The following is a 21,086-nucleotide window of genomic DNA, read 5'->3' on the forward strand; positions in this document are numbered from 1 at the left end:
CGTCCCAAAACCGCTACGCACTTTTGGGCGGCATGCATCGTGGGAGGGTTCCATGACATCTTACCGCAACAGCGATCCGGCGCCGCCGATCATGCAGGGCTCGCCGCCCGCCATGGTGCCGCCGAAGCTCGACTGGGACCGGCCGCCGTGGAACCGCTGGGCGTTCCAGCACATCCGCGAAATCCTGCCGACCGCCGAAGTCTGGCGCGGCAACGGCCATCGCCATCGTCTCGAACGCGCCGAGGTCGATCTCGACGGGCTGGCGGTCGAGGACAGCGAGGGCAAGCCGACATCGCTCGCCGGGCTGCTCGACGAGACCTACACGGACGGCTTCCTGGTGCTCAAGCACGGCAAGGTCGCCTATGAGCGCTATTTCAATGGTATGGACGAGCGCACGCTGCATCTGTCGCAGTCGATGGCCAAGTCCGTCACCGGCGCGGTGTTCGGCATACTGGCCGGACGCGGCCTGATCGATCCAGCCAGGCCGGTCACTGATTACCTGCCGGAACTCGCCAGCACCGGCTGGGCCGGCGCCAGCGTCCAGCACGTGCTCGACATGACGACCGGGGTGCGGTTCTCAGAGGAGTATACCGACCGCTATTCCGACATCGGCCAGGTCGATGTCGCCACCGGCTGGAAGCCGGTGCCGCCGGGCAGCGATCCGGAGTTTCGCTGGCCCTCGCATATGTATGAGCTGATCCTGGGCTTGAAGGACACGGTCCGTCCGCATGGCGCCCAGTTCGAGTATCGCTCGATCGAGACGGACGTGCTCGCCTTCATCATGGAGCGGGTGACGGGCAAGCGTCTGCCGCAGCTGGTTTCCGAAGAGCTCTGGCAAAAGCTCGGCGTCGATGAAAGCGCCTGCTTCACCGTCGACAGCGCCGGCTATGCCGTGGCTGATGGCGGCTTCAACGCCACGCTGCGCGACTATGGCCGCTTCGGCCAGATGATCCTCGACAATGGCGGCGGCATCGTTCCCGCCGACTGGATCGAGGCGACGCGTAACGGGAAGCATGGGGCGGACTTCGGCCCCAGCCTGCCTGAAGGCAGCTACCGCAACCAGTTCTGGATCGAGAATCCCAGCTCGCGCGCGTTGATGTGCCGGGGCGTATTCGGACAGATGATCCATATCGATTGGAACACGGGAATGGTCGTGGTGAAGCTTTCGACCTGGCCGGATTTCAGCAATCTCGCCTACGGCATGGCGACGCTGAAGGCGGTGCACGCCATCGCCGCCGCGCTCGCCTGAATCTCAAGACGAAAAGACCCTAAGGAAACGCCATGACCGGCAAGACCGCGTTCGAGACCCGCTACGGCTTTCGCCGCAACGAAGTGCTGCTCGCCAATTGGCGGGAAAACCCGTTCAACCGATGGTCGTTCCAGAACCTCGGCGAACTGGTGCCGACGGCGCGCGTGACGGCAATCCCGGGTGGGACCGAGTCCCCCATGCAAGACATGAGTGGCCTGATAGGCGAAAAGGTTTCGGTGGCCAGCGCGCCGGAGACAGTGGCCGAGTTCCTCGCGCGCTCCAGCACCGATGCGCTGACGGTGATGAAGGGCGGCAAGATCATTGGTGACTGGTTCGCGCCGCATATGGATTTCGGCGCCCGCCACATCATCTTTTCGATCAGCAAGTCGGTGACATCAATTATCGCCGGCATATTGGAAGGCGAGGGGGTGTTCGATCCGGAAGCGCCGGTAACGCAGTACATTCCCGAAGCCGCCGGCTCGGCCTATGGTGATGCCACCGCGCGGCATGTGCTCGACATGAGCGTCAGCCTCGATTTCGAGGAGGCCTATCTCGATCCGGAAAGCGCCTTTGCCCGCTACCGCCGCGCCACGCTGTGGAACCCGGGTGGTGGCACGGAAAGCCTGCGCGAATTCATCCTGAGCCTGCAGCGGCTTGCCGAGCCGCATGGTCAGACTTTCCGCTACCGTTCGCCCAATTCCGATCTGCTCGGCCTGCTGCTCGAGCGCGCGTCTGGGCAGCGCTTCACCGACCTGATGCGCGAGAGACTGTGGCTGCCGCTTGGCGCCGTCAGTGAAGCCTCGATCGGCGTCGACATGGAAGGCACGGCGCGCACCGCCGGCGGCATTTCGGTGACACCGCGCGACCTGGCGCGCATCGGCGAGATGATGCGGCAAGGTGGAACCGCCAATGGCCGCCGCATCGTGCCGGAAGCCTGGGTTCGTGACACGACCAGCACCGGCGGCAGTGTGGAAGCCTGGCAGCGCGGCGCGATGCTGCCACTGTTTCCCAAGGGCCGTTACCGCAACAAATGGTACCAGACCGGACACGAGAACGGCGCCTATTGCGGCATCGGCATCCACGGCCAGTGGCTTTATGTCGACCCGAAGATGGAAGTCGTCATATCCAAGATGTCTTCGCAGCCAGAGCCGGTGGATGACCCGCTGGATCTCGAGATTGTCGCTTTCTTCGAGACGCTGAGCCGGATGGTTTGATCCTCAGGGAGCCACCACTTTAGCGCTCGCTTTCCTGTGGACCCCTTCAGCCGTTGAAAACGCGGCGGTTGGCGGCGCTGTCATCAACGCCTATGGTCGCCGCTCTTTTCGATCAGAGTGGTTTGACGCAATTCCGGACGGAAAACCGTTTCACACTTTTCCTGGAATTGCTTGGAGCAGGAACGACATGGCATCCGACATCAAGCGCATCGCAGCGGTCATCGCGGCCGAGATCAAGGCACGGCCTGAACAGGCGGCCGCGGCGATCGAGCTGCTCGACGAAGGCGCGACGGTGCCGTTCGTGGCGCGTTACCGCAAGGAGGTGACCGGCGGGCTCGACGACACGCAACTGCGCGACCTTGCCGAGCGGCTGTCCTATCTGCGCGAACTCGACGCCCGCCGCGACACCATCCTGGGTTCGATCCGCGAACAGGGAAAGCTGACCGCCGAGCTCGAGGGCAAGATCGTCGCCGCCGCCACCAAGGCGGAGCTGGAAGACATCTACCTGCCCTACAAGCCCAAGCGCCGGACCAAGGCCGAGATCGCCAGGGAGCGCGGGTTGGGGCTGTTGGCGGAGGCCATTCTTGCCAACCGCTCGCTGGTGCCCGCTGAACTGGCTCTCGCCTATATCACCGAAGAGGTGGCCGATGCCAAGGCGGCGCTCGACAGCGCGCGCGACATCCTGTCGGAACAGTTCGCCGAGAATGCCGATCTGGTCGGCAAATTGCGCACCTACATGAAGGACCGCGCCTTCATGCGCGCCCGGGTGGTCGACGGCAAGCAGGAGGCCGGCGCGAAATTCTCCGACTATTTCGACCATGTCGAGCGCTGGGCCAATGTGCCGAGCCACCGTGCGCTGGCCATGTTGCGCGGCCGCAACGAGGAGGTCCTGTCGCTCGACATCGAGGTCGATGCCGACGACACGTCGCCGGTGAAGCCGGTCGAGCGGATGATTGCCAATACCTATGCCATTGGCGGCAGCCTGCCTGGCGATCGCTGGCTGATGGACGTCGCCGGCTGGACCTGGCGCATCAAACTGTCGCTGCACCTGACGCTCGACCTCATGCGCGACCTGCGTGAGCGCGCCGAGGAAGAGGCGATCCACGTCTTTGCCCGCAACCTCAAGGATTTGCTGCTTGCAGCACCCGCCGGCTCGCGGGCCACGATGGGGCTCGACCCCGGCATCCGCACCGGCGTCAAGGTGGCGGTGGTCGACGGCACCGGCAAGGTGCTGACGACGACGACCGTTTATCCGTTTCCCCCAAAGAACGATGTGCGCGGCACGCAGGCTGAGTTGGCGAAGCTCATCCGCCTGCACAAGGTCGAGTTGATCTCGATCGGCAACGGCACCGGCAGCCGCGAGACGGAGAAGCTGGTTGCCGACATGCTGTCCGACATGCCTTCCGATGGCGGGCCGAAGCCACTGAAGGTGATCGTCAGTGAAGCCGGCGCCTCGGTCTATTCGGCATCGGCGACGGCGGCGGCGGAATTCCCCGGCCTCGACGTGTCGCTGCGCGGCGCGGTGTCGATCGCGCGGCGGCTGCAGGATCCGCTCGCCGAACTGGTCAAGATCGAGCCGAAATCGATCGGCGTCGGCCAGTACCAGCACGATGTCGACCAGTACCGGCTCGGCCGCTCGCTGGAAGCGGTGGTCGAGGATGCGGTCAACGCGGTTGGCGTCGACCTCAACACCGCCTCGGCGCCGTTGCTGGCACGGGTTTCAGGCCTTGGCGCATCGCTGGCCGACGCCATTGTCGCGCATCGCGACGCGACCGGTCCCTTCGCCAGCCGCAAGGATTTGCTCAAGGTGCCGCGGCTTGGGCCGCGCGCGTTCGAACAATCCGCCGGCTTCCTGCGCATCGCCAATGGCAGCGAGCCGCTCGATGCCTCGTCGGTACATCCGGAAGCCTATGGCGTGGCCAAGAAGATCGTTGCCGCCTGCGGCCGCGATGTGCGCTCGCTGATGGGTGACAGCGCCGCGCTCAAAGCGCTCGACCCGCGTGTCTTCGTAGACGAACGCTTTGGGCTGCCGACGGTGCGCGACATTCTTGCCGAGTTGGAAAAGCCCGGCCGCGACCCGCGCCCCGGCTTCAAGACGGCGACCTTTGCCGACGGCGTTGACGACATCAACGATCTGAAACCCGGCATGCTGCTGGAAGGCACGGTCACCAATGTCGCCGCCTTCGGCGCTTTCGTCGATATCGGCGTGCACCAGGACGGGCTGGTGCATGTCTCGCAACTGGCCGACCGGTTCATCAAGGACGCGCATGAGGTGGTCAAAGCCGGCGATGTGGTCAAGGTGCGTGTCGTCGACGTCGACATCAAGCGCAAGCGCATCGCGCTTTCCATGCGCAAGGACGGCGGTGAGGGCGGCGCGTCCAAAGGCGGGCCGCGCGACAATGGTGGCGGCAGGCCGGCGCCACGTTCACCGGCGCCACAACGCCAGCCGGAGCGGCCGGCCCAGCAAGGCGCGTTCGGCGCGGCGCTGGCCGATGCACTGAAGCGGAAGTAGCTACCAGGCCAGAACAGCCGGCTCCTTCTCCACCTGGCCCAGCAGCCAGTCGCGAAAACTGGCGACCGGCGGGTGGCCGCGCTTGTCGTGCGGGACGACGAGATAATAGGCGCTGCGGCTTTGCATGGGCTGGCCGGGCGCCGGCACCAGCTGGCCGCGCTGCAATTCGCCGGCGATGAGGATGAGTGGCAACAGCGCCACGCCGAGCCCGGCCATGCAGGCCTGGGCGACGGTGCCGAACTGTTCGAACTGCATGCCCGGTCCGGTCGGCGCGCTCAGGCCCTGGTGCTCGAACCATTCGGTCCAGGCGCCCGGCCGCGTCGCCATATGCAGAAGCGGCAGGCGGCCAATATTGGCCGGCGTGGCGATGGCACGGCCGGCGAGGAATGCGGGTGACACCACCGGCGCCACCGTTTCGCGCACCAAGAGCGTGGAGTCCGCTTCCGGCCAGTCCGGCGGGCCGTAGTGGATCGCAGCATCCAGCCGCTCCCTGACAAAGTCGAAGCGGCCGACGCGGGTGACGAAGTTGATGGTGATGTCGGGGCTGTTCTCGACAAAATCGGGGATCATCGGCATCAGCCAACGCGTGCCGAAGGTCGGCAATATGGCCAGGTTCAGGATGCCACTATGCCGATTGCTCATCAATCCCAGGGCTGCATCGCGCAATTGGCCCAAGGCAGAGCGTACCGCCTCGGCGTAAATTTCGCCTGCTGTCGACAGCCGGACATTGCGACTATCACGTTCGAACAATCGTCGACCGAACTGATCTTCGAGCAGCCTGATCTGCCGGCTGACGGCGCCTTGAGTCAAATCCAGCTCCTGAGCGGCGGCGGTGAAACTGCCAAGACGGGCCACCGCCTCGAAGGCGGCGAGGGCGCTGATGTTGGGCAAAAGGCGGCGCTGGACACTCATGATCCATTCCTAACGCTCATTGATCTGTGAAGCAATTTCGTTTGATTTTTTAATGCCGCGGGCCGATAAGCCGGACTTCACCCGTTTCAAGGACCGAGAAGCCATGGCCGCCGACAAGAATGCATTCGTCTGGGAAGATCCGTTCCTGATCGAGGACCAGCTTTCGGAAGAGGAGCGCATGGTGCGTGACGGCGCGGCGGCCTTTGCCGCCGACAAGCTGGCGCCACGCATCGAGGACGCCTACCTCAACGAGACCTTCGACACGGCGATTTTTCGCGAGATGGGCGATGCCGGCTTGCTTGGCATCAATATCCCGGAAGAATTCGGCGGGCTTGGCGCCAACTATGTCACCTACGGGCTGGTGGCGCGGGAAGTCGAACGCGTCGACTCGGGCTATCGCTCGATGATGTCGGTGCAGTCGTCGCTGGTGATGTATCCAATCTACGCCTATGGCTCGGATGAACAGCGCAAGAAATATCTGCCCAAGCTCGCCAGCGGCGAATGGATCGGCTGCTTTGGCCTGACCGAGCCGGATGCCGGCTCCGACCCCGGCGGGATGAAGACGCGCGCCGAGAAGACCGCCAAGGGCTACAAACTTTCCGGCTCCAAGATGTGGATTTCCAACGCGCCGGTCGCCGACGTGTTCGTCGTCTGGGCGAAGCTGAAGGGCGAGAACGGTAAGGACGAGATCCGTGGCTTCGTGCTGGAAAAGGGCATGAAGGGGCTGTCGGCGCCGAAGATCGGCGGCAAGCTCAGCCTCCGCGCGTCGATCACCGGCGAAGTGGTGATGGAAGGCGTCGAGGTCGGCGAGGACGCGCTGCTGCCCAACGCCAAGGGCCTTGGCGGCCCGTTTGGCTGCCTTAACAGGGCCCGTTATGGCATTTCCTGGGGCTCGATGGGTGCGGCGGAAGATTGCTGGCATCGCGCCCGCCAGTATGGCCTCGACCGCAAGCAGTTCGGCAAGCCGCTGGCCGGCACGCAGCTTTACCAGAAGAAACTCGCCGACATGCAGACCGAGATCGCGCTGGCCTTGCAGGCTTCGCTGCGCGTCGGGCGCCTGCTCGATGAAGGCAAGATGGCGCCGGAAATGATCTCGATCGTCAAGCGCAACAATTGCGGCAAGGCGCTCGACATCGCCCGCCAGGCGCGCGACATGCATGGCGGCAACGGCATCCAGATCGGATACCACGTCATGCGCCACGCGCAGAACCTGGAAACCGTCAACACCTATGAGGGCACGCATGACGTGCACGCGCTGATCCTGGGAAGGGCGCAGACGGGCATTCAGGCGTTTTTCTAAAGCTGTGCCTCACCTGAATATCGGCACAGCTTGAGCCGGCAATGCCTGCTTAAATTAGGTGCACCGCAACATCTCTGCTTGGAGAATGGCCAGCAGATGTGTCAGGGTTCAGCGACTTCGTTTGAAACTCTGAACTCCGGGGCCCCATGGCAATTCTGGCAGCCGTCTACCACCTGACCCACTACAAATATGACCGGCCGGTGGTTCTCGGGCCCCAGATCATCAGGCTGCAGCCGGCACCGCATTCCCGCACCAAGGTGTTGAGCCATTCGCTCAAGGTCGAGCCGGCGAACCACTTCGTCAATTTGCAGCAGGACCCCTACGGTAATTTTCTCGCCCGTTTCGTCTTCCCGGAGCCGGTGACGGAACTGAAGATCGAGGTCGATCTCGTCGCCGACATGACGGTCTACAATCCGTTCGACTTCTTCGTCGAGCCGTCGGCCGAGGCGTTTCCGTTCGAGTATCCGGAAGAGATACGCGATGATCTCGCCATCTACCGGACACCGGAGCCGGCGGGACCGCTGCTCCAGGCCTTCCTCAGGACTGTCGACCGCAGCGCCACCAATACCGTCAATTTCCTCGTCGATCTCAATGCGAGGCTGCAGCGCGAGATCGCCTATATCGTGCGCATGGAGACCGGCGTGTTTTCGCCGGAGGAAACGCTGGCCGCCGGCAAGGGCTCGTGCCGCGATACGAGCTGGCTGCTGGTGCAGATCCTGCGCAATCTCGGCATCGCCGCGCGTTTTGTGTCCGGCTATCTGATCCAGCTCAAGCCCGACCTTGTCGCGCTCGACGGGCCGGCTGGGACATCAGTCGATTTCACCGATCTGCACGCCTGGTGCGAGGTCTATCTTCCCGGCGCCGGCTGGATCGGCTTCGACCCGACCTCCGGCCTGCTGACCGGCGAAAGCCACGTGCCGCTTGCCGCGACGCCGCATTTCCGCAACGCCGCGCCGATTTCCGGCATGGCGAGCTTTGCCAATGTGGAATTCGGCTTCGAGATGCGCGTCGACCGCATCGCCGAGCATCCGCGCATCACCAAGCCATTCTCAGATGAAAGCTGGCAGGCGCTCGATGCATTGGGCAACAAGGTCGATGCCGCGCTCACGGCCGGCGATGTGCGGCTGACGATGGGTGGTGAGCCGACCTTCGTGTCGATCGACGATTTCGAATCCGCCGAGTGGAACACCGCTGCCGTCGGACCGACCAAGCGCGAAAAGGCCGATGCACTGATCCGCAAGCTGCGCGAGCGCTTCGCGCCGGGCGGCTTTCTCCACTATGGCCAGGGCAAATGGTATCCGGGCGAGAGCCTGCCGCGCTGGACCTTCTCGCTCTACTGGCGGGCCGATGGCCAGCCGGTATGGAGCGACCCGTCGCTGATCGCGCGGGAAAAGAGCTCGGCTGATATCGGCCCGAAACAGGCCGAAAGCCTGCTCACCGCGATCGCCGGCGAGCTTGGCATCGAAAAGACCATGGTCAGCGAAGCCTATGAGGATCCGGCCGAATGGCTGCTCAAGGAAGGCAAGCTGCCGGAGAATGTCGACCCATCCAACTCCAAGCTGGAAGACCCGGAAGAACGCAGCCGCATGGCGAAAGTGTTCGAGCGCGGGCTGACCAAGCCGTCCGGCTATGTGCTGCCGGTGCAGCGCTGGAACAGCCAGGCGTCGGGACCGCGCTGGCGCTCGGAAAAATGGAAGACGCGGCGCGGCCGGTTGTTCCTGGTGCCAGGCGATTCACCGGTCGGCTACCGCTTGCCGCTCGGCACGCTGCCTTATGTGCCGCCGGCGCAGTTCCCCTACATCGTGCCGGTCGATCCATCGCTGCCGCGCGGGGCGCTGCCGGCACGTGAGGCCATCTTGCCCTCCGCCGCTCCAGCCGAACTCGAAGGCGCTGACGAGATGGCGCGCCGGCAACAGGCGGCTTCGTTTACGGCAGCAACCGGCCAGCAAGACCGTGTCGAACAGGAGATCACCGAGATCGGCGGCGCGGTGCGCACGGCGCTTTCGGTCGAGCCGCGCGACGGAAGGCTCTGCGTGTTCATGCCGCCGGTCGAGGCGCTTGAGGATTATCTCGAACTGGTCGCCGCCGCCGAGAACGCGGCCAAGGCGATCGGCCTTCCCGTGCATATCGAGGGCTATGGCCCGCCACATGATCCGCGCCTTAACGTCATCCGTGTCGCGCCCGATCCCGGTGTCATCGAGGTCAACATTCATCCGGCTTCCAACTGGCAGGATTGCGTGGCGACCACGACGGCGATCTATGAGGAAGCGCGGCAAACCCGGCTTGGCGCCGACAAGTTCATGATCGACGGCCGCCACACCGGCACTGGCGGCGGCAACCATGTCGTGGTCGGTGGCGCGACACCCAATGACAGCCCGTTCCTGCGCCGGCCTGATCTGCTGAAGAGCCTTGTGCTGCAATGGCAGCGGCGTCCCTCGCTGTCCTATCTGTTCTCCGGCCTGTTCATAGGTCCGACCAGCCAGGCGCCGCGCTTCGACGAGGCGCGTCACGATTCGCTCTACGAGCTCGAAATCGCGATGGCGCAGGTGCCGCATCCGGACCAGGGCGCGGCACCCCTGCCATGGCTGGTCGACCGGCTGTTCCGCAATCTGTTGACCGACGTCACCGGCAATACGCACCGCTCGGAAATCTGCATCGACAAGCTGTTCTCGCCTGACGGTCCGACCGGCCGGCTGGGCCTCGTCGAGTTTCGAGGGTTCGAGATGCCGCCCAATGCGCGCATGAGCCTGGCGCAGCAGCTTCTGGTCCGCGCCATTATCGCCCGTGCGTGGAAGAACCCGCTCGACGGCCGCTTCGTGCGGTGGGGCACCTCGTTGCATGATCGTTTCATGCTGCCGCACTATGTCTGGGCTGACTTCCTCGACGTGCTCGACGACCTCAAACTGAATGGCTTCGAATTCCGCCCAGAATGGTTCGACGCCCAGCTCGAATTCCGCTTTCCGTTCTGCGGCGAGGTCCAGCATGCCGGCATCAAGCTGGAATTGCGGCAGGCACTGGAGCCCTGGCATGTGATGGGCGAGCAAGGTGCGATCGGCGGCACCGTGCGCTTCGTCGATTCCTCGGTCGAACGGCTGCAGGTCAGGACAGAGGGATTAAACCCCGAACGTCACGCGATCGTCTGCAACGGCCGCATCGTGCCGATGAAGGTCACGGACAACCGAGAGGTTGCGGTGGCGGGCGTGCGCTTCAAGGCCTGGCAGCCGGCTTCGGGTCTGCATCCGGCGCTGCCGGTCAACACGCCGCTGGTGTTCGACATCTATGACCGCTGGTCGGGACGGGCGGTCGGCGGCTGCGTCTACCATGTCGCCCATCCCGGCGGCCGCAGTTATGACACCTTCCCGGTCAACGGCAACGAGGCGGAAGCGCGACGGCTCGCGCGCTTCGAGCCGCGCGGCCATACCCCGTCAAGCTATGTGCTGCGCGAAGAACAACCCACGGAAGATTTCCCGATGACCCTTGACCTTCGGCGTCCACCCAGACTGTGATCGAACATGGCAAAGGGGAATCACAAGAGGATACGCGGCAAGCCGCAGATCCACAGCCTGCTGGAGCACTACCAGCCGATCGACGGCGTCGTCGACGAGATGGTGGACGCCGCAGGCAATCCCCGTCCAGTCTGGAAGCATTTTATCGAGGCGCTCGACGAGTTGGGGGCTGAAAAGCTCGGCCAGCGCTTTGCCCGCGCCGACCAGTATCTGCGTGATGCCGGCGTCTACTACCGTGTCTATGACAAGGCCGGCGCCAATGAGCGCGAATGGCCACTGGCGCATGTGCCGCTGCTGATCGAAGACGCCGAATGGGCCGCGATCAGCGCCGGGCTCGTACAGCGGGCCGAGTTGTTCGAGGAAACCGTCGCCGACATCTATGGGCCTAACCGGCTGGTCGAGAAAGGCATCCTGCCGGCGGGGCTGATCGCCGCCAGTCCCGAGTATTTACGGCCTGTCGTGGGCACCATCCCGGCCAATGGCCATTTCCTGCATTTCTGCGCCTTCGAACTCGGCCGCGGGCCTGACGGCCAGTGGTGGGTGCTTGGCGACCGCACGCAGGCGCCATCGGGCGCCGGCTTTGCGCTGGAAAACCGCGTCGCCACCACCCGCGCGCTGTCCGACATCTATGGCGAGATGCATGTGCACCGGCTTGCCGGCTTCTTCCGCCGTTTTCGCGATGCGCTGATCGGCATGGCCACCGACGGCCGCGTCGCCATACTGACGCCGGGGCCGCTCAACGAGACCTACTACGAACACGCCTACATCGCCCGCTATCTCGGCATCATGCTGCTCGAAGGCGAGGATTTAACCGTTTCAGGCGGCAGGCTGATGGTGCGCACCGTCTCCGGCCTGATGCCGATCAGCGTTTTGTGGCGGCGGCTCGATGCCGCTTTCGCCGACCCGCTTGAACTGCGCTCGGATTCGCAGATCGGCACGCCGGGCCTGGTCGAGGCGATCCGCCAGGGTGCGGTCGCGACCGTCAATGCGCTGGGCTCGGGCCTGATGGAAACGCGGGCGCTGCTCGCCTTTCTGCCCAAAATCGTACGCGAATTGCGCGGCGAGGAGTTGCTGCTGCCAAGCGTCGCGACGTGGTGGTGCGGGCAGGAGGCCGAACGTGCCCACGTGCTTGCCAATATCGACCGCATGGTGATCGGGCCGGCGCTGTCGACGCGGCTTGCCTTCGAGGATGATGGCCAGACCACGCTCGGCTCGGCGTTGTCGGCCGGGGAGCGGGCCGAGCTGGTGGCGCGCATCGAACGCGACGGCGGCGCCTTTGTCGGCCAGGAAGCGGTGACGCTGTCGACGACGCCCGTCTTTGTCGGCGGCTGGCTGGAGCCGCGGCCGGCGAGCCTGCGCGTCTATCTGGCGCGAACCCCGGAGGGCTGGACGGTCATGCCGGGCGGGTTTGCCCGGGTTGGCCTGTCGCTCGACCCAACCGCGATCGCCATGCAGCGCGGCGGACAGGCGGCCGATGTCTGGGTGGTCAGCGACCGACCGGTGGAACGCGAAACGCTGCTGCCGCAAGAGGGCGACAGTTTCAGCCGTACCAGGCCAGGCAGCCTGCCCAGCCGCGCGGCGGAGAACCTGACCTGGCTTGGCCGCTATATCGAACGCTCGGAAGACACGGTGCGCATCCTGCGCGCCTATCATGTGCGGCTGGCCGAGACCTCCGACCCGGACATGCCGCTGCTGGCCGACATCAGGGACTATCTCGAACCGTTCGGCATCGACGTTGAGACGGCGATCCCGTCTGGACTGATCGGCACGTTGGACAGCGCGGTCTACAGTGCCGGGCAGATCCGCGACCGTTTCTCACCCGATGGCTGGCTGGCGCTCAAGGACCTGTCGAAGACCATCCATCAGTTCGCCACGACAGTGGCGCCCGGCGACGATGCGACACGGGCCATGACCGTGATCCTGCGCAAGCTCGCCGGGTTCTCCGGCCTGCTGCACGAGAACATGTACCGCTTCGCCGGCTGGCGGTTCCTCGAAATCGGCCGGCGGCTGGAGCGCGGCATCCAGATTGCCCGCACGCTGTCCCGGCTGACCCGCGCCAAGGCGCCGGACGGCGCCCTCGACATGATGCTGGAGATCGGCGACAGCGTGATGACCCATCGCCGGCAATATCCGGTGCAGGCTGGCCGGCGCACGGTGATCGATCTCCTGGCGCTCGACCCGCTGAACCCGCGCTCCATCCTGTTCCAACTCGAAAGGCTGAAGGCCGAGATCGGCCTTTTGCCATCGGTTGGCGGCGAGGGGCACATGTCGCCGGCGGCGAAGGAGATCCTGCAGCTCAACACAGCCATCGCCATCAAGGAGCCTTCGGACATGACGGCAAAGGCGCTGGACGATCTCGCGTATGAAATAGGCGGTCTCTACAACAGCCTCGCCAAGGCCTATTTCGGATAACATGCTCTACGACATCAGGCTTCACCTTCATTACGACTACGCTGCTGCCGCCGGTGGCGGCCGCCATCAGATACGCGTGCTGCCATCGACGATATCAGGGGTGCAGCGTGTTATCGCCGCCTCGCTCTCCTTTTTGCCTGCGCCCAATGAACGTTCTGATTTCTCTGACTTTTTCAGCAACAACGTCACCTCGATCGCCTTTCGCGACGCACATGATGCGCTCGACATAAGGATGAGCGCACGCATATCGGTGTCACGGCCCGAGCCGGGGCTCGACGTGTCGCCCGACATCGGCCGGCTCAGGCAGGAACTGGCTGCGACGCGGTCTTTGGGGCCGGCCTCGCCGCATCATTTTCTGGTCGCCAACGGTCATGTGAGCATCGATGCGGCGATCACCTCCTATGCGCGAGACAGCGTTGGCAACTCGGCTGTCGGCACGGCGATGAACCTGTGCAATCGCATCCATCGCGACTTCACCTATGACGGCGAGGCGACCACGGTGCGGACCCGGGCCAGCGACGCCTTCAAATTGAAGCGTGGTGTCTGCCAGGACTTTTCGCACATCATGATCGCCGGCCTGCGCGGTCTCGGCATTCCCGCCGGCTATGTCAGCGGCTTCCTGCGCACCATTCCACCGAAGGGCAAACCCCGGCTGGAGGGTGCCGATGCCATGCATGCCTGGGTCAAGGTATGGTGTGGGCGTGATGCCGGCTGGCAGGAGTTCGACCCGACCAACGGCATGCGGGCCAGCAACGACCACATCACCGTCGGCTATGGCCGAGACTATTCCGATGTCGCGCCGATCGTCGGCGTGCTGAAAACCACCGGCGGACAGGTCGGCGAGCAGGCTGTCGACGTCATTCCGGTCGCGCTCGAAAAGGCGTGAAAGCGGACGGGTCCGCACCAGGTGACCCTTGGGTACAATTCAGCACCAACAAAGGTGACTTCTCAAATGGTGAAGTGGCAGCTACCTTAGGTTGGTTTCGAGGCGACCAATAGTTGCAGTATTGATGCGCGCGGGCGCGGGGTTTGGTATTGAAAGCGGTCAGCGTCGTCATTCCTGCCCACAATGCGGCGAAGACCATCGCTTCGACGCTGGCGTCGCTCGCCAGCGAGGCCGGGGTTATCGGCGAGATACTTCTCGTCGATGATGCATCTTCAGACGGTACAGCTGCCGTGGCGATGCAGGCCGCTGCGAAATTGTCCCTGCCGCTGCGCGTGCTGCCGGCCAATTGTCGCGATGCTGGTGGCGCGCGCAACGTTGCACTGGCGCAGGTGCTGCATCCCTGGGTGTACCTGATCGATGCTGACGATTTGCATCTTGAGAACGGCTTGCGGGCGCTGCTCCAGCAGGCCGAACGCCGGCCAAAAGCCGACATGATCGTTGGCGCTTACCGGCGTCGGGTGAATGGCCAGGACCGGCAGATCAAGGTGCCGAACGGATATCAGACCGGCTGTCTGGCAAACGCCGCGGCCTATGTGAAAGGTGATATCAGGTCGGTCGCGGTGGGCAGTGTGCTTGCATCGCGGCACCTGATCGGCCAAACGCGGTTTCCTGTCGGGCTGGCCTATGATGAGGACACGTTGTTTTGGGCGCGGCTGATGAGCACGGCGTCGCTGGCAATGATCGAGCAGCCTGTGATGGTTTATGAGGTCTCGCCGATGCGCTCCGACGATCGTTTTACGATCAAGCCGGTGAAGCGCTTCTTGGATTGGCGCCGGGAGCTGCACACGCTCACCGATTGCAACATCCCTGTCTCGGCGCTGAAGACAAGGGAGGGGCTGGTCGCCCTCAAGATCGCCCGCGTCCACTATGCGCGTGGTGACCTGGCCACGGCCGCGCGTTTCCTGGCGGTGGCCGCGGCCGCGCCGAAGCGGCGGTCGGAGGCCTGGCGCTGCCTGCGCTACAGGCTCAAGCTCGCGGTGCGGCGCCGGCTGTCGGCTCCGCTTCAGATGCAAGGCGCCTTGTAGGACACCGGCGTCCTCGGCTGCCCACTCCATCTGAGGCGTCGGCTTTTCGAACGGTCTGTGGAACCAGCAATCGGCCAGCAGCTTATCTACGCGTATTTTTGCGTGGAGCTTACATGCTGCAGGGATCCGAAACGTCACGCGGCCGCTCGTCTGATCAAGATGTCGCCTCGAAGAGCGCGGCGCAGATTTCGGCCAGGGACGCCGCGCTGACCTATGTCAGCGATGCCGAGCCCGGCATACGCCGGCTGAAGGCAAGCAAGGGATTTTCCTACAGGAAACCGGACGGGCGACCGGTCTCGGGCGCCGTCAAGGCGCGTATCGACGCGATCGTCATTCCGCCGGCCTGGACGGACGTCTGGATCTCGCCCGACGCAGACGGGCATATCCAGGCGACCGGAAGGGATCAGCGCGGGCGCAAGCAGTATCGCTACCATCCGCAGTGGGCCGAACAACGCGACGGCGTCAAATATTCAAGCCTCGTCGCCTTCGCCGAAAACCTGGCCGAGCTGCGGCGTACGATCAACAGCGATCTGCGCCGTCACGGGCTGCCGTTTGAGCGGGTTGTCGCCGCGGTCGTCTGGCTGCTGGATAACACGATGATCCGCGTCGGCAATGCCGCCTATGCCCGCGACAACAAGAGTTTTGGACTGACGACGCTGCGCGACCGCCATGTCGACATCAAGGGATCGAGCCTGCGCTTTGCCTTCAAGGGCAAATCAGGCAAGGAATGGAGATTGAAGCTGGTCGATCGCCGCATCGCCGGCATCGTGCGGGGCGCGCAGGACCTGCCGGGCCAGAAACTGTTCCAGTATCTCGACGAGGACGGCAACAGACGGCCGGTCAGTTCCGACGACGTCAACCGTTACATCCGCGAGGCGGTTGGCGACAAGTTCAGTTCGAAGCATTTCCGCACCTGGGGCGGCACCATCCATGCCGCGTCGCTGTTTGCGCAGACGGAATTGCCCGAAAGCCAGGCGCAGCAAAAGCGGGTCATGAACAGCGTCATCGACAAGGTGGCCGAGCGGCTGGGCAACACGCGCGCTGTCTGCCGCAAATGCTATATTCATCCGCAGGTTTTCGAGGCCTGGTCGCAAGGCCGACTGCTCGACGAAATGGCAGAAGCCAACAAGCGCAAGCGGTCCATAGACGGCCTTGATGACGAGGAAGCGCTGGTGCTGAGATGGTTGAAGACGCACGAAAGGTGACTGGCGTCGATTGGCCGTCGCCATCTCAGATTTTTTTATCGACGTCGTGTCGGGATCGGTCCTAGTGTTTCGTCCTTTGATACAGAAAAGGACCTGACATGCTCTACGCCATCCTCTGCTATGCCTCCGAAGACGTCGTCAGCTCGTGGAGCAAGGCGCAGGACGACGAAGTCATGGCCAATCTCCTCAATGTCCAGGACAAGTACGCCAAGGCCGGTCGGCTTGGCCCCGTGGCGCGACTTTTGCCGACGACGGCGGCGACGACGCTTAGGAAGGTCAAGGGCGAATCGGTGGTCATCGATGGTCCGTTCGCCGAAACCAAGGAGCAGTTCCTCGGCTTCTACACGCTCGAATGTGCGGATCTCGACGAGGCCGTCGAATTCGCTCGTGAGCTTTCCGAGGTCAACCCGAGCGGCGGCTCCTATGAAATCCGGCCGGTCTCGATCTTCAATCCCACCAAGGTAGCGGTATGACCGAACTTGCCTGGATCAGCTCGGCGATCAGTGCTGCCCGTCCGCAGGCGATGGGTGCGCTGCTGCGCTATTTCCGCAATCTCGATACAGCGGAGGAAGCTTTCCAGGACGCGTGCCTGAGGGCGCTGAAGAACTGGCCGCAGAACGGGCCGCCGCGCGATCCGGCGGCCTGGCTGATCTTTGTCGGCCGCAACAGCGGCATCGACGCGGTGCGCAAGCGCGCCAAGCAGGCGCCGATGCCGGAAGAGGACCAGATTTCGGATCTGGAAGATGCCGAGAGCGACATCGCCGAACGGCTGGACGGCGCGCATTACCGCGACGATATCTTGCGGCTTTTGTTCATCTGCTGCCATCCCGATCTGCCGGCAACGCAGCAGATCGCTGTGGCGCTGCGCATCGTCTCGGGTCTCACCGTCAAGCAGATCGCGCGTGCCTTCCTGGTTGGCGAAAGCGCCATGGAACAGCGTATCACCCGCGCCAAGGCGCGCATCGCCGATGCCGGCGTGCCGTTCGAGACACCTGGCGCTGTCGAGCGGTCGGAGCGGCTCGCGGCGGTCGCGGCCATGGTCTACCTGATCTTCAACGAAGGTTATTCGACCAACAGCGGCGAGGCCCCGGCGCGCGCGCCGCTGTGCGAAGAGGCGATCCGGCTGGCACGCCTGCTGCTGCGGCTGTTCCAGACCGAACCGGAAATCATGGGGCTAACGGCGTTGCTGCTGCTTCAGCACGCGCGCGCCCCGGCGCGTTTCGACGAAGACGGCGAGATCGTGCTGCTCGAGGACCAGGACCGCGGCCTGTGGAGCCGCAAGATGATCGACGAGGGACTGGCACTGGTCGACAAGGCCTTGCGTCATCGCAAGCCCGGCCCCTATCAGGTGCAGGCGGCGATTGCCGCGCTGCATGCGCGGGCCGACAAGGCCGAGGATACCGACTGGGTGGAGATCGACCTGCTCTACCGCTTGCTCGAGCAGATGCAGCCCTCGCCGGTCATCACGCTCAACCGGGCGGTTGCGGTCTCCAAGGTGCGCGGACCGGCAGAGGCGCTCGCCATGATCGAGCCGTTGGAAGAAAGGCTTGCCGGCTATTTCCACTTCTTCGGCCTCAAGGGCGGGCTGCTGATGCAGCTCGACCGGGGCGAGGAGGCGCGTATCGCCTTCGACCGCGCCATCGCGCTGGCCAATACGGCGGCTGAGGCAGCTCATATCCGCATGCATATCGACCGGCTGATGAAGGACGGCGCCGTACGCGCGCCGGTGAAAAAGGCGAACTGAGCGTCTTCTGGCTCAATCGTGTAACTTGGCCTTGGACCATGCCGGGGTGGCGATTTTCCCTTGAAACGAGTAATGCCACGCCATGACTGCGCCTGAAGTGCCGTTCGGCACGCGGGAAGCATGGCGCCAGGCTTTGACCCGACGCCATATGATCGGATCTGAAAGGGACAAGAATGACCATATCGAAGGAAACGGCCGAGCTGCTGGCGAAACTGGGCGTGGCCAAGGACGCGCTTGTCGGTGGCGACCTCATCGTGCGCAGCCCGGTGACGGGAGAGCAGATCGCGGCGCTGAAGACAATCTCGCCGGCCGATGCGGCCAAGACCATCGATGCCGCCCACAAGGCGTTCCAGTCCTGGCGGATGGTGCCGGGTCCCCGGCGCGGCGAGCTGGTGCGGCTGCTCGGCGAGGAACTGCGCCTCCACAAGGCCGAGCTTGGCCGGCTGGTATCGATCGAGGTCGGCAAGATTCCGTCCGAGGGACTGGGCGAAGTGCAGGAAATGATCGACATCTGCGACTTTGCCGTCGGTCTCTCCCGGCAATTGTACGGCTTGACCATTGCCACCGAGCGTCCGGGCCATCGCATGATGGAGACCTGGCATCCGCTGGGCGTGGTCGGCGTCATTTCGGCCTTCAACTTCCCGGTCGCGGTGTGGTCGTGGAATGCGGCGCTGGCGCTGGTCTGCGGCGACGCCGTGGTGTGGAAGCCGTCGGAGAAGACGCCGCTGACAGCACTTGCCTGCGAGGCGATCTTCAAGCGCGCGGTCAAGCGCTTCGGCACAGACGCGCCGGCAGGCTTGGCGCCGGTGCTGATCGGCGACCGTGCCGTCGGCGAGATCCTGGTCGATCACCCGAAGGTGCCGCTGGTGTCGGCCACCGGCTCGACCCGCATGGGCCGGGATGTCGGCCCGCGCCTGGCCAAGCGCTTTGCCCGCGCAGTGCTGGAGCTCGGCGGCAACAATGCCGGCATCGTCTGCCCGACCGCCGATCTTGATATGGCTTTGCGCGCCATTGCCTTTGGAGCGATGGGCACGGCAGGCCAGCGCTGCACGACGCTGCGGCGCTTGTTCGTGCATGACAGCGTCTATGACGCCTTGGTTCCACGTCTCAAGAAGGCTTACGAAAGCGTCTCGGTCGGCAATCCGCTGGAGACTTCGTCGCTGGTCGGCCCGCTGATCGACAAGGCAGCCTATGACGCCATGCAGAAAGCGCTGAAGGAGGCGGGTTCGCATGGCGGCAAGGTGACCGGCGGCACGCGGGTCGAGAACGGCCATCCGGATGCCTATTACGTGCATCCCGCGCTGGTCGAAATGCCAAAGCAGGTCTCGCCGGTGACGGAAGAGACCTTCGCGCCGATTCTCTATGTGATGAAATATTCTGATTTCGACGCCGTGCTCGACGAGCACAATGCTGTCGGCGCCGGGCTTTCCTCGTCGATCTTCACCCGCGATCTGCAAGAATCCGAGCGGTTCCTCGGCGTTGATGGATCGGATTGCGGCATCGCCAATGTCAATATCGGCACGTCGGGAGCCGAGATCGGCGGTGCCTTCGGCGGCGAAAAGGAAACCGGCGGCGGCCGCGAAAGCGGCTCCGATGCGTGGAAGGCCTATATGCGCCGCGCCACCAACACGGTGAACTATTCCAAGGCGTTGCCGCTTGCCCAGGGCGTGTCGTTCGACATCGATTGAGAACGCCGGCCCCGCTTCTCGCTGGTGCGAGTGCTACCGGCTATCAGTCTATGTACATGACGGGCCACAGACGGCCGTGACGCTGGACAGCTTCTGACGCTTGTCCAGCGTCGGCTTTTCGTACCGTCTTTTCATGCTGGTCCTCTCCTTGTGCGGGGTCATTCCAGCGGCTGGCCCATAGGCAGTCGCCGGCGCTTCGACGATCAATTCACGCAGGTCGACGGCGTGCAGAACGCGGTGATGCTGGACAGTCTTTCGCGCTTGTCCAGGGTCGGCTTTTCGTAGCGTTTTTTCATCCAGGTTCCTCTCCAATCAAAACGCCGCGCATGGCGGCAATGGGAGTGCTAGCGGCCATCGCGGATTCGCGCATCCCCCGCATGGGAGATGCAGTACCGCTCAACGGCCTGCCGTCGAACCAAAGGCTTCAGTGAAGGCGGCATCGATGATGGCCAGTTTCACGGCCTGGGCGGTCATGTATTCCCCGTAGAAATCGCGTGACACCCACATCACCGAATTGCCTCGTTGGCCGAGCCAGCCGATGCTGCCGAGGTCTTCGGCATCGCGCAGCTTGCGCGCCAGATGGGTTCGAGACAGTTTGAGCCATTTGGCGAAATCACCGATCGACAGGATACCTGTCGGGATTCGCTCGAGGCCAGCATGATCCGGATCGACGCCCGCTATCAGCCAGTCCATGACGACGCCGCCATTGTTGAGCCAGGTGAACAGGGAAAACGTCTGCTTGGGCTCACGCACCGGATTGGACGAGAGCAAGCCATCGGCAATCCCCGGCTGCACCATGGCCAGCGCGTCCGGGCGTGCCAGGAACAGAGCGAGGCGGTTCGCACCGTCGAGACTGTCCAGCGTATGCAGATGCGCCATCAGCCAGCGGGTAACCGGCTCCAGCGAGACCCCAGACGGCTGCAGAGGGCGGATGCGGCCGTCCTGTGTCGCAGGCCCATATTCGATGAAACCGTAGTGCAGCATTTCCTTGATGAAGGCGTCGGCGGTGTTGCGGCTGGCCACATCATTCTGGCGTATGACGTCGATGAAACGTGCCGCCGTCAATTCCTTGCGATAGTCGTCGGGCTCGCGCCTGAAATACAAAGCGAGACCGATATGCGCCATCAGCCAGCGTTGCTGCGTGGCGAACACCGAGGAAAGCCGCGGGTTCGTCTCATAGGTCTGGTTCATCGCCTGCGCCTGGACGCGAACACAGCGATGCAGTGCCGGATGACCGGCAATTTCCTCCCACGTCAGCGCCATTCTCCCCCGCTGCGATAAGCCCCCTTGCCGCGAAGACGCGAGATCACATTTTCAGCCTTCCGCGCCTGTGTCCAGACGCTGGCTGCGAATAGTGGTTGAATGTGTACAGT

The 21,086-nt window shown here is 64.0% G+C and carries 14 protein-coding genes; 12 read left to right on the top strand and 2 right to left on the bottom strand.

Annotated features, from left to right (window positions below; all coding sequences use genetic code 11):
• Nucleotides 1–52: 52 nt before the first annotated feature.
• The 3 genes from EB235_RS11875 (at nt 53) to EB235_RS11885 (ending at nt 4,975) form a co-directional block, all read left to right on the top strand.
• Nucleotides 53–1,249 carry a serine hydrolase domain-containing protein gene (locus tag EB235_RS11875; protein ID WP_027030791.1) on the top strand — a complete coding sequence of 399 codons (1,197 nt, stop codon included), beginning with the start codon at nt 53–55 and terminating at the stop codon, nt 1,247–1,249.
• 32 nt (nt 1,250–1,281) lie between these two features.
• The gene (locus EB235_RS11880) at nt 1,282–2,463 is read left to right on the top strand and encodes a serine hydrolase domain-containing protein (protein ID WP_027030790.1); all 1,182 of its coding nucleotides are present in this window, start codon (nt 1,282–1,284) and stop codon (nt 2,461–2,463) included.
• A 187-nt stretch (nt 2,464–2,650) separates the two neighbouring features.
• Complete coding sequence (locus EB235_RS11885) at nt 2,651–4,975, top strand: Tex family protein (protein WP_027030789.1); 2,325 nt, start codon at nt 2,651–2,653, stop codon at nt 4,973–4,975.
• Here EB235_RS11885 and EB235_RS11890 read toward each other — a convergent pair whose 3' ends face one another.
• A complete protein-coding gene (locus tag EB235_RS11890; protein ID WP_027030788.1) occupies nt 4,976–5,887 on the bottom strand; it encodes a LysR family transcriptional regulator in 912 nt (303 codons plus the stop codon). It lies immediately after the preceding gene.
• A gap of 103 nt (nt 5,888–5,990) precedes the next feature.
• Between EB235_RS11890 and EB235_RS11895 the strand changes: the two genes are divergently transcribed.
• The 9 genes from EB235_RS11895 to amaB all read left to right on the top strand — a co-directional run bounded on the left by EB235_RS11895 (nt 5,991) and on the right by amaB (nt 19,713).
• Nucleotides 5,991–7,187, top strand: a complete 1,197-nt coding sequence (locus tag EB235_RS11895; RefSeq protein ID WP_027030787.1) for an acyl-CoA dehydrogenase — start codon at nt 5,991–5,993, stop codon at nt 7,185–7,187.
• Between the two features lie 146 nt (nt 7,188–7,333).
• Nucleotides 7,334–10,693 (top strand): DUF2126 domain-containing protein, encoded by a 3,360-nt coding sequence (locus EB235_RS11900; protein WP_027030786.1) that lies wholly within the window; start codon nt 7,334–7,336, stop codon nt 10,691–10,693.
• Nucleotides 10,694–10,699: 6 nt separating this feature from the next.
• Nucleotides 10,700–13,105 (top strand): circularly permuted type 2 ATP-grasp protein, encoded by a 2,406-nt coding sequence (locus tag EB235_RS11905; protein ID WP_027030785.1) that lies wholly within the window; start codon nt 10,700–10,702, stop codon nt 13,103–13,105.
• Between the two features lies 1 nt (nt 13,106).
• Nucleotides 13,107–13,991 (top strand): transglutaminase family protein, encoded by an 885-nt coding sequence (locus tag EB235_RS11910; protein ID WP_027030784.1) that lies wholly within the window; start codon nt 13,107–13,109, stop codon nt 13,989–13,991.
• A 149-nt stretch (nt 13,992–14,140) separates the two neighbouring features.
• Entirely contained in the window at nt 14,141–15,076 is a 936-nt protein-coding gene (locus tag EB235_RS11915; protein WP_027030783.1) for a glycosyltransferase family 2 protein, read from the top strand.
• 113 nt (nt 15,077–15,189) lie between these two features.
• Nucleotides 15,190–16,281, top strand: coding sequence for a DNA topoisomerase IB (locus EB235_RS11920; RefSeq protein ID WP_027030782.1), 1,092 nt, complete (start codon nt 15,190–15,192; stop codon nt 16,279–16,281).
• A gap of 98 nt (nt 16,282–16,379) precedes the next feature.
• A complete protein-coding gene (locus tag EB235_RS11925; protein ID WP_027030781.1) occupies nt 16,380–16,754 on the top strand; it encodes a YciI family protein in 375 nt (124 codons plus the stop codon).
• Nucleotides 16,751–18,025: an RNA polymerase sigma factor gene (locus tag EB235_RS11930; protein ID WP_027030780.1), complete on the top strand. Its 1,275-nt coding sequence runs from the start codon at nt 16,751–16,753 to the stop codon at nt 18,023–18,025. Before EB235_RS11925 ends, EB235_RS11930 begins: the two co-directional genes overlap by 4 nt.
• 173 nt (nt 18,026–18,198) lie before the next feature.
• Nucleotides 18,199–19,713, top strand: coding sequence for an L-piperidine-6-carboxylate dehydrogenase (amaB, locus tag EB235_RS11935; protein WP_027030779.1), 1,515 nt, complete (start codon nt 18,199–18,201; stop codon nt 19,711–19,713).
• Between the two features lie 396 nt (nt 19,714–20,109).
• Here the strand turns inward: amaB and EB235_RS11940 are convergent, their stop codons facing one another.
• Nucleotides 20,110–20,976: a hypothetical protein gene (locus EB235_RS11940; protein ID WP_032925535.1), complete on the bottom strand. Its 867-nt coding sequence runs from the start codon at nt 20,974–20,976 to the stop codon at nt 20,110–20,112.
• Nucleotides 20,977–21,086: the final 110 nt, after the last annotated feature.

It is taken from the genome of Mesorhizobium loti R88b (assembly GCF_013170845.1).
Lineage (GTDB): Bacteria > Pseudomonadota > Alphaproteobacteria > Rhizobiales > Rhizobiaceae > Mesorhizobium > Mesorhizobium loti_B.